The 8,590-nt window shown below is 60.7% G+C and carries 7 protein-coding genes; 6 read left to right on the forward strand and 1 reads right to left on the reverse strand.

What is annotated here, in order from left to right; genetic code table 11:
• The 6 genes from LAT62_RS14975 to glyS form a co-directional block, all read left to right on the forward strand.
• Nucleotides 1–381, forward strand: a 381-nt coding sequence (locus LAT62_RS14975; RefSeq protein ID WP_367120570.1) for a methionyl-tRNA formyltransferase, incomplete at its 5' end; no start/stop codon positions are given.
• Complete coding sequence (rsmB, locus tag LAT62_RS14980; RefSeq protein WP_293385784.1) at nt 381–1,715, forward strand: 16S rRNA (cytosine(967)-C(5))-methyltransferase RsmB; 1,335 nt, start codon at nt 381–383, stop codon at nt 1,713–1,715. The genes LAT62_RS14975 and rsmB, both read left to right, overlap by 1 nt.
• A gap of 6 nt (nt 1,716–1,721) precedes the next feature.
• Nucleotides 1,722–3,098 carry a Trk system potassium transporter TrkA gene (trkA, locus tag LAT62_RS14985; RefSeq protein ID WP_293385786.1) on the forward strand — a complete coding sequence of 459 codons (1,377 nt, stop codon included), beginning with the start codon at nt 1,722–1,724 and terminating at the stop codon, nt 3,096–3,098.
• Nucleotides 3,099–3,106: 8 nt separating this feature from the next.
• Complete coding sequence (locus tag LAT62_RS14990; RefSeq protein WP_293385788.1) at nt 3,107–4,555, forward strand: TrkH family potassium uptake protein; 1,449 nt, start codon at nt 3,107–3,109, stop codon at nt 4,553–4,555.
• 191 nt (nt 4,556–4,746) lie between these two features.
• Nucleotides 4,747–5,691 (forward strand): glycine--tRNA ligase subunit alpha, encoded by a 945-nt coding sequence (gene glyQ / locus LAT62_RS14995; protein WP_293385790.1) that lies wholly within the window; start codon nt 4,747–4,749, stop codon nt 5,689–5,691.
• Complete coding sequence (gene glyS / locus LAT62_RS15000; protein WP_293385792.1) at nt 5,688–7,778, forward strand: glycine--tRNA ligase subunit beta; 2,091 nt, start codon at nt 5,688–5,690, stop codon at nt 7,776–7,778. The genes glyQ and glyS overlap by 4 nt, the downstream gene beginning before the upstream one ends.
• Nucleotides 7,779–7,885: 107 nt before the next feature.
• Here glyS and LAT62_RS15005 read toward each other — a convergent pair whose 3' ends face one another.
• A complete protein-coding gene (locus tag LAT62_RS15005) occupies nt 7,886–8,509 on the reverse strand; it encodes a TMEM165/GDT1 family protein (protein WP_293385794.1) in 624 nt (207 codons plus the stop codon).
• Nucleotides 8,510–8,590 lie beyond the last annotated feature (81 nt).

Consider the following 8,590-nt stretch of genomic DNA (forward strand, 5'->3'; position numbering starts at 1 on the left):
CTGGTCCGGAATGCTCAACCGCAGCCAGAAGTCGGCGTCACCTATGCCGACAAGCTGTCCAAGGCGGAAGCGCGTCTGGACTGGCAGCAGAGCGCATCGCATCTGGAGCGCACCGTGCGCGCCTTCAATCCCTGGCCGGTGTGCTGGTTCCCGTGGCAGGAGCAACCCGTCAGGGTCTGGCGTGCTGGTTTTGCCGCAGATCACTCCGCCGCGGCCCCCGGTACTGTACGCCGGCCCGACGGGAACAGGATTCTGGTGGCCACCACAGAGGGCTGGCTGGAACTGCTGGAGGTGCAGCCCGCCGGCAAGAAACGCATGACTGCCGCAGATTGGCTGCGCGGTGGTGGCAAGACGCTGGTCGACGGTGAGGTATTGCGCTGATGGCGGGCACACGCGCCGCCGCTTGTCGCTGTGTACTGCAGGTCTGGCAGGACAAGCAAAGTCTGGCCGAGTGCCTGCCCGCTGCCCTGCAAAAAGTCGAACCACGCGATCGGGGCTTTCTGCAGGCGCTCGTCTATCAGACGATACGGCATTTTCAGGAGCTGGATGCACTGACCCGGCAGGCTCTGAGCAAACCCTTGAAGAAAAAGGATCTGGATATCCATTGCCTGATCATGGTCGGGCTCTGCCAGCAACGCTTCATGGCCACACCTGACCATGCCGCCGTAGACTCCACGGTCGAGGCCACACGGCTGCTGAAAAAACACTGGGCCAAAGGCCTGGTGAACGCCATCCTGCGCAAGTCGATGCGCGGCGAACTGACCCTGCCGGATCAGGACACGGTGCGCTGGAACCATCCGCAGTGGCTGATCAAGGCTCTGCGTGAAGCCTGGCCGGAACACTGGCAGGACATTCTCGAAGCCAATCAGCAGCCCGGCCCGATGACGTTGCGCCTTGACCCGGCCGGCGGCCCACGCGAGGCCTGGCTGGACAGGCTGGAAGCCGCCGGGCTGTCCGGTCACCCGACCGCCATCAGCCCCTGTGGGGTCATGCTGACCGAGGCCTGCGATGTGCATACCCTGCCCGGGTTCGACGAGGGTCTGGTGTCCGTGCAGGACGAGGCTGCGCAGATGGCCGCCTATTGGCTGGCACCACAGACAGGTGAACGGATTCTGGACGCCTGTGCGGCACCCGGGGGCAAGACCGGACATATCCTGGAACTGATGGGCCCGGCCGGACAGGAACAGGGAGAAGTGGTTGCTCTGGATGCCAATGCCCGTCGTCTGACGCTGGTGGAAGACAATCTGCAACGCTTGCAGCGCCGCGCCCGACTGGTGCATGCAGCAGCCGAGGACACGGAGGCCTGGTGGGACGGAGTACCCTTCGACCGGATTCTGCTCGATGTCCCCTGCTCCGGTACCGGCGTCATCCGGCGCCATCCGGACATCAAGCTGCTGCGCAATCCACAGGACATCACCGGCTTGGTAGACCTGCAAGCACGCATTCTCGATGCCACCTGGCGCACGCTGAAACCGGGTGGCGTGCTGTTGTATGCCACCTGCTCCGTGCTGCCAGAGGAAAACCGGGAACAGGTGGCCCGCTTTGTGGCCGAAACCCCGGACGCAGAAGTGACTGGACTTTCCCGTCAGGGGTTGGCCCCCACGCATGGACTTCCCGATACATTCGGTGAACAATGGCTACCACGCGAGGACGGGGCCGACGGATTCTATTATGCGCGGCTGCGTAAAAAAGAGGACTCCCAGCTCGATGGATAGTGCAGGATGAAGATTGTAATTCTGGGTGCCGGTCAGGTGGGAGGTAATCTGGCTGACACGCTGGCCCATGAAGACAACGACATCACGCTGGTCGACACCAACGGTGATCGCCTGCGTGAATTGCAGGAAAAGCTGGATATCCGCACCGTTCACGGCATGGCCTCGCATCCATCGATCATGGCCCAGGCCGGCGCCGACGACGCGGACCTGATCATCTGCGTCACCAGCAGTGACGAAGTCAATATGGCGGCCTCCCAGGTCGCTCTGGCGCTCTTCAAGACCCCGACCAAGATTGCCCGCATCCGCAATCCGGACTACCTGAAGCACGCCGATGCACTGTTTCGTATCGAGGCCTGCCCGGTAGACGTTCTGATCAGCCCTGAACAAGTGGTCTGTGACTATATTCGCCATCTGATCGAGCACCCGGGCGCCCTGCAGGTGCTGGATTTCGCCGAGGGCCAGATCAAGCTGGTCGCCGTACGCGCTTATGAAGGCGGCCCACTGGTCGGCCAGGAGTTGCGCTTCCTGCGCCAGCACATGCCCAATGTGCCGGCACGCGTGGCCGCCATCTTTCGCAAGGATCGGCCGGTACTGCCCGAAGGCGGCACCCGCATTGAGCCCGGCGACGAGGTGTTTTTCATCTCGGCGCGACAGAACATCCGCGCCGTCATGAGCGAACTGCGGCGCAAGGAAGTGGCCTACAAACGCATTCTGATCGCCGGCGGGGGCAATATCGGCTTTCGCCTGGCCAGCTCGATCGAGGCCCGGTATCGGGTCAAGCTGCTGGAGCGCAATCCGGAGCGATGTTTGCACCTGTCGGAGCACCTGAACAGCACGGTGGTGTTGCAGGGCAATGCCTCGGATCAGGAGTTGCTGGTGTCCGAAAATATCGAGGACACCGATATCTTCATCGCGCTGACCAACGATGACGAGGCCAACATCATGTCCTCGATGCTGGCCAAACGGCTTGGTGCGCGCAAGGTCATGACACTGATCAACAACCCGGCCTATGTCGATCTGGTACAGGGTGGCGAAATCGATATCGCCATTTCGCCGTCACAGGCCACAGTCGGCAGTCTGCTGACCCATGTGCGCCGCGGCGATATTGTCAATGTGCACTCGCTGCGCCGGGGCGCTGCCGAGGCAGTCGAGGCCGTGGCGCACGGTGACCGCAGCAGTTCGCGCGTGGTGGGGCGCAATATCGCCGATATTGACCTGCCGGAGGGCGCCACCATCGGAGCCGTGGTGCGCGACAGTGAGGTCATCATGGCCCATCGGGGTCTGGTCATCGAATCGGATGACCATGTCATCCTGTTTCTGATGAACAAGAAACGCATTCGCGACGTGGAGCGCTTGTTCCAGGTCGGATTGACGTTCTTCTAGGGGCCGGCATGCACTACCGGATCATGATGCGCGTGCTCGGCCTGATGCTGATGCTGTTTTCCGTGGCCATGCTGCCACCGGCAGGCATCTCGCTGTGGTATGACGACGGCGCCTTTTATTCTTTCGGCTGGTCCTTTGTCCTGATCCTCGGGGTCGGACTGATGCTCTGGCTACCCGTCATGCGCACGCGCGACGAGTTGCGTACCCGTGAAGGGTTCATGGTGACGGCTCTCTTCTGGGTGGTACTGGGCACTGCCGGTTCGCTGCCACTTTACCTGTCGGCAGATGCCGGCCTGACCTATACAGACGCCTTTTTCGAATCCTTCTCCGGCCTGACCACCACCGGTGCCACGGTAATGACCGGCATCGAGCATCTGCCCGAATCCATTCGCCTCTATCGTCAGCAACTGCAGTGGATGGGTGGCATGGGCATCATCGTGCTCGCCGTCGCCATACTGCCCATGCTGGGCGTCGGGGGCATGCAGTTGTACAGGGCCGAGATGTCCGGCCCCATGAAGGACAACAAACTGGCCCCCCGCATTGCGGAAACCGCGAAAGCCCTGTGGATGATCTATGCCGGACTTACCGTGGCCTGTGGCCTGGGCTACTGGCTGGCCGGCATGTCACCGTTTGACGCCATTGGCCATGCCTTCAGCACGGTCGCCATTGGCGGTTTCTCGACCTACGACGGCAATATCGGGGTTTTCGACAATGGCATGGTCGAGGCCGTGGCCATTGTCTTCATGTTGCTGGCAGCGGCCAATTTCGGGCTGCACTTCGTGGCCTTCCGGTCGCGCAACCCGGCACAGTATCTGAAGGATCCGGAGTATCGGTTTTTCCTGCTCATCATCGTTGGTCTGATCGGTGTCACCACAGTGACCCTCTGGGTGACGAGTGCCGAAACCGGTTTGCGGGCTCTGCGCATCGGCGCCTTTGAAGCCACGTCCATCATGACCACGACCGGCTTCTCCAGCACAGGTTTTGCCCATTTTCCGTTGTTTCTGCCCTTCCTGCTGTTCATGGCCTCCTTCTTCGGGGGCTGTGCCGGGTCGACTGCCGGCGGCATGAAGTCCATCCGCATACTGCTGCTGTGGCAACAGGGTGTGCGGGAGGTCAAGCGACTGATTCACCCCAATGGCGTTTTTCCGGTCAAGGTGGGGCGCGCCGAGGTGCCTGACCGCGTACTCAATGCGGTCTGGGGCTATTTTTCCGTCTATGTGTTCGTGTTTCTGGTGCTGCTGACCGCCATGCTGGGCACCGGGCTGGATTTTGTGACCTCCTGGTCCGCTGTCGGCAGCGCCATGAACAATTTGGGTCCGGGCCTTGGCGCCGTGGCGTCGAACTACAGCGCGATCCCGGACACCTCCAAGTGGCTGCTCTGTTTTGCCATGCTGATGGGTCGGTTGGAAATCTTCACCCTGATCATCGTGCTCAGCCCGATGTTCTGGCGCCGGTAGGCAAGCCTTCGCCCCCCGTTTATAATGCGCACTTCGTTGCCGCTCGTCGGGCGTCTTCACTGTACTCATTAGCTCCCCCCGGTGGCGCAGGACCGAGAGGCCCATGCGATCTGTTTAGCCGGGTAGCGTCATCGCGGCTGTTTGGCCACGGCGACAGTTAGTGAGTGGTCACAAACTTCAAAGGGTGCACTGTGTCTGCTAAACCGACCTTTCAGGAACTGATTCTCACGTTGCAGCAATACTGGGCCGAACACGGCTGCGTGATGCTGCAACCGCTCGATATGGAGGTGGGTGCCGGAACGTCTCACCCCGCCACCTTCCTTCGGGCCATAGGCCCGGAGCGCTGGAATGCTGCCTATGTGCAGCCCAGCCGGCGCCCGACCGACGGCCGCTATGGCGAAAACCCGAATCGCCTGCAACACTATTACCAGTATCAGGTGGTACTGAAACCCTCGCCGGACAATCTGCAGGACCTCTACCTGGGGTCTCTGAAGGTGCTGGGGATTGACCCGCAGGTACATGACATCCGCTTTGTTGAAGACAACTGGGAAAACCCGACGCTGGGGGCGTGGGGGCTGGGCTGGGAGGTCTGGCTGAATGGCATGGAGGTGACGCAGTTCACCTACTTTCAGCAGGTAGGGGGGCTGGAGTGCTTTCCGGTGACCGGCGAGCTGACCTATGGCCTGGAGCGCCTGGCCATGTATATTCAGGAAGTCGACAATGTCTATGACCTGATCTGGACACGCAGCCCCGATGGCCATGTTGTGACCTATGGCGATGTATACCATCAGAACGAAGTCGAGCAGTCCCGCTATAACTTCGAGCATGCAAATGTCACCGCCCTGTTTGCGGCTTTCGATGAGCACGAAGCGGCCAGCAAGCGCCTGATTGATGCCGGGCTGCCGCTGCCGGCCTATGAACAGATTCTGAAAGCCGGGCACACCTTCAATCTGCTCGACGCCCGCCATGCCATTTCAGTGACTGAGCGGCAGGGCTACATTCTGCGCATTCGCACCCTGTCCCGGGCGGTGGCCGAAGCCTATTACGCGTCACGCGAGGCACTCGGCTTCCCCATGGCCGATGCGGACATCAAGGCCAGAGTCCAGGGCCAGAAAAGCAAGGAGGGTGCACAATGAGCGATGCAACCGGAACCCGGGATTTCCTATTCGAATTGGGTACTGAAGAGCTGCCGCCAAAGTCACTGCTGGCACTTTCCATAGCCCTGGAAAAAGAAGTCTTGGCCGGCCTCGAAGAAGCCGGTCTCGGTTATGGCACTGTGGCCCGCTTTGCCGCGCCGCGCCGCCTGGCGTTGCGCATCACCACGGTGGAAAGCCGTCAGGCTGACCGGACCTATGAACGACGGGGGCCGGCCGTCAAGGCGGCCTTTGATACGTCCGGTGAACCGACGCGCGCGGCCAGTGGCTTTGCCAATTCCTGTGGCGTCACTGTGGCAGAGCTGGAACAGGTAGAGACTGACAAAGGAGCCTACCTGGTGTATCGCGGCACCGAGCCCGGCAAGGCCACCAGTGCGCTGCTGCCCGGCATTCTGGATCGGGCCCTGGATCGCTTGCCGATCGCCAAGCGCATGCGCTGGGGCAGCCACCGGTTCGAGTTCGTGCGCCCGGTCAAATGGTTGCTGGCGCTTTGGGGTAAAGATGTGCTGCCCTATGAAGCCTTCGGACTGACAGCTGACGATGTCAGCTACGGACACCGGATCCATGCCCCGGAGGCCATCACCATTCGACAGCCTGCGGACTACGAGCAGGAACTGCGCGAAAAAGGTTGGGTGCTGGCAGGGTTCGAAGCCCGGAGAGACTACATCCGCGACCACCTGAGCAAGGCGTCGCACCAGCACCGCGTTCAGGTGGTGGTAGAAGAAGACCTGCTGGATGAAGTCACGGCTTTGAACGAGTGGCCTGTGGTACTCAGCGGCGAGTTCGAATCCCGATTCCTCGATGTACCGGCTGAAGCCCTGGTCTCCTCGATGCAGGAGCACCAGAAATACTTCCCGGCGCGGGCGGACAGTGGAGAACTGGTCAATCGGTTCTTTTTTGTCGCCAACCTGGAAAGCAACTCACCGGAACTGGTGGTCAGCGGCAACGAAAAAGTGATTCGCCCTCGCCTGGCAGATGCGGCCTTTTTCTGGGAGAGCGACCTGAAAACTCCGCTGGGAGATCAGGTGGCCAAACTCGACAAGGTGGTGTTTCAGAAGCAGTTGGGCACGGTGGGTGACAAGGCACGAAGAATCGAGCAATTGGCCGGATATCTGGCTGACCTTGCCCATGCGGATCGAGCCATTGCCAGTCGCGCCGCCCTGCTGGCCAAAGCCGATCTGGTGACCGATCTGGTATTCGAGTTCGATGACCTGCAGGGCATCGCCGGCTCCTATTACGCCCGTCGGGGCGGTGAGCCGGAGGGCGTGGCCAGCGCCATTCGTGATCACTACCGGCCTGCCTTCGCTGGCGATGACCTGCCGGAAACGCTGGAAGGCAGCCTCGTGGCGCTGGCTGACCGCCTCGATACCCTGATCGGCATCTTTGCCATTGGTCAGAAGCCCACCGGAACCAGAGACCCGTTCGCCCTGCGCCGGGCCTCGCTGGGGGTGCTGCGCCTGCTCATCGAAAAGGCGCTGCCACTGGACTTGAAGGCACTGCTCGACAAGGCATTGGCAGGCTATGGTGATCGATCACTGCCCGAGCGCGACCAGGCGGTGCAGGGTGCACTGGAATACATTCTGGAAAGGCTGCGCGCCTGGTACCAGGATCAGGGTATCGCCACCGATGTTTTCTATGCGGTGCGTGAACTGAACCTGACCGTGCCGCTGGATATCCACCAGCGTGTGGGCGGTGTTCAGGCCTTCAAGGCGAGCCCGGCCGCGGCCAGTCTGAGTGAAGCCAACAAGCGTGTGGCCAACCTTCTGGGCAAGGCCGATGTAGACGTGGCCTCAGTTACGGCCACGGACGCACTGAAGAGCGATGCCGAAAGAGCTCTGATCGAGCGCTTGGCGTCCCTGGAGACTGCAGTCTCGGCTTCGGTCAACAAGGCGGACTATGATGGCGCGCTACAGGCACTGAGCAGCCTGAAGGATCCGCTGGATCAGTTCTTTGAGGACGTGATGGTGATGTCGGAAGACGCTGCAGAACGGCAACAAAGGCTGGCGCTGCTTTACCGGGTCAGGACCTTGTTTCTGCAGGTGGCGGATATCTCGCTACTGCAACTCTGATTCCTGGCGTTGGTGGGACCACCAGCACGCAGTTGAGAGCCTCAACGGCGACAGTTGAATTATCCACTGTCGCCTTTTTTGTGTCCGACACTCAGTCGTTGGCAGCGTCAGGCGCGGACAGGCGCGGACAGGCGCGGAAACAGCTCTGTAACTGACCACCAGTTAGGCAGCCAGCCGAGCGCATCGGCCACAATCCATAGTGCCAGCAGCAGGAACAGCAAGCTGGCGAGGCGATGAACGGTTTTGCTCGGTATCCTATCGGCAAACTTGTTCCCCAGCCACAGGGCAGGCGTAGTCACCAACAAAATACCCAGGGTAGCGCCCAATACCACGGGCACCAGTTGGCCGTAAGCACCCATCAGTGCAATCACGGTTACTTGGGTCTTGTCGGCCATCTCCAGCAAAAAGAACGCCAGTGCGGACCCCAACAGTAGATGAAGGCCCGGCTGCACCGGGGGCACTTCATCGTCCTCCTCGAACAACAGCCAAACGGCCATCAACAGAAAAACGGCAGCAATCAACCAAGGTTGCCACAGGGGCGGCAATAGAGAGAACAGCCACAGCCCTACCAGCGCACTCAGCAGTTGATTGGCGAACAGACCCAGAACCATGCCCCAAAAGACGGGCCATGGTCTGCGATAGCGAATACCCAACAGCAGAGCCAGTAACAGGGATCGATCACCAATCTCCGCAATGCTGATAGCGAGCGTTGAAACCAGAAAGGCATCCATAGAAATCAGGCTTAATTAATGCGCATAAAAAAGGTTCATCGCGGAAGTACGGGAAAATGTTGGAGGGTGGCGGTAAATCCG

Origin of the sequence: Natronospirillum sp. (assembly GCF_022565775.1) — a bacterium.
GTDB lineage: Bacteria > Pseudomonadota > Gammaproteobacteria > Pseudomonadales > Natronospirillaceae > Natronospirillum.

Bases quoted from the DNA above. Each gene is read 5' to 3' on its own strand.
- glyS (WP_293385792.1), top strand. From the start codon at position 5,688: ATGAGCGATGCAACCGGAACCCGGGATTTCCTATTCGAATTGGGTACT.
- trkA (WP_293385786.1), top strand. From the start codon at position 1,722: ATGAAGATTGTAATTCTGGGTGCCGGTCAGGTGGGAGGTAATCTGGCT.
- LAT62_RS15005 (WP_293385794.1), bottom strand. From the start codon at position 8,509: ATGGATGCCTTTCTGGTTTCAACGCTCGCTATCAGCATTGCGGAGATT.
- rsmB (WP_293385784.1), top strand. From the start codon at position 381: ATGGCGGGCACACGCGCCGCCGCTTGTCGCTGTGTACTGCAGGTCTGG.
- LAT62_RS14990 (WP_293385788.1), top strand. From the start codon at position 3,107: ATGCACTACCGGATCATGATGCGCGTGCTCGGCCTGATGCTGATGCTG.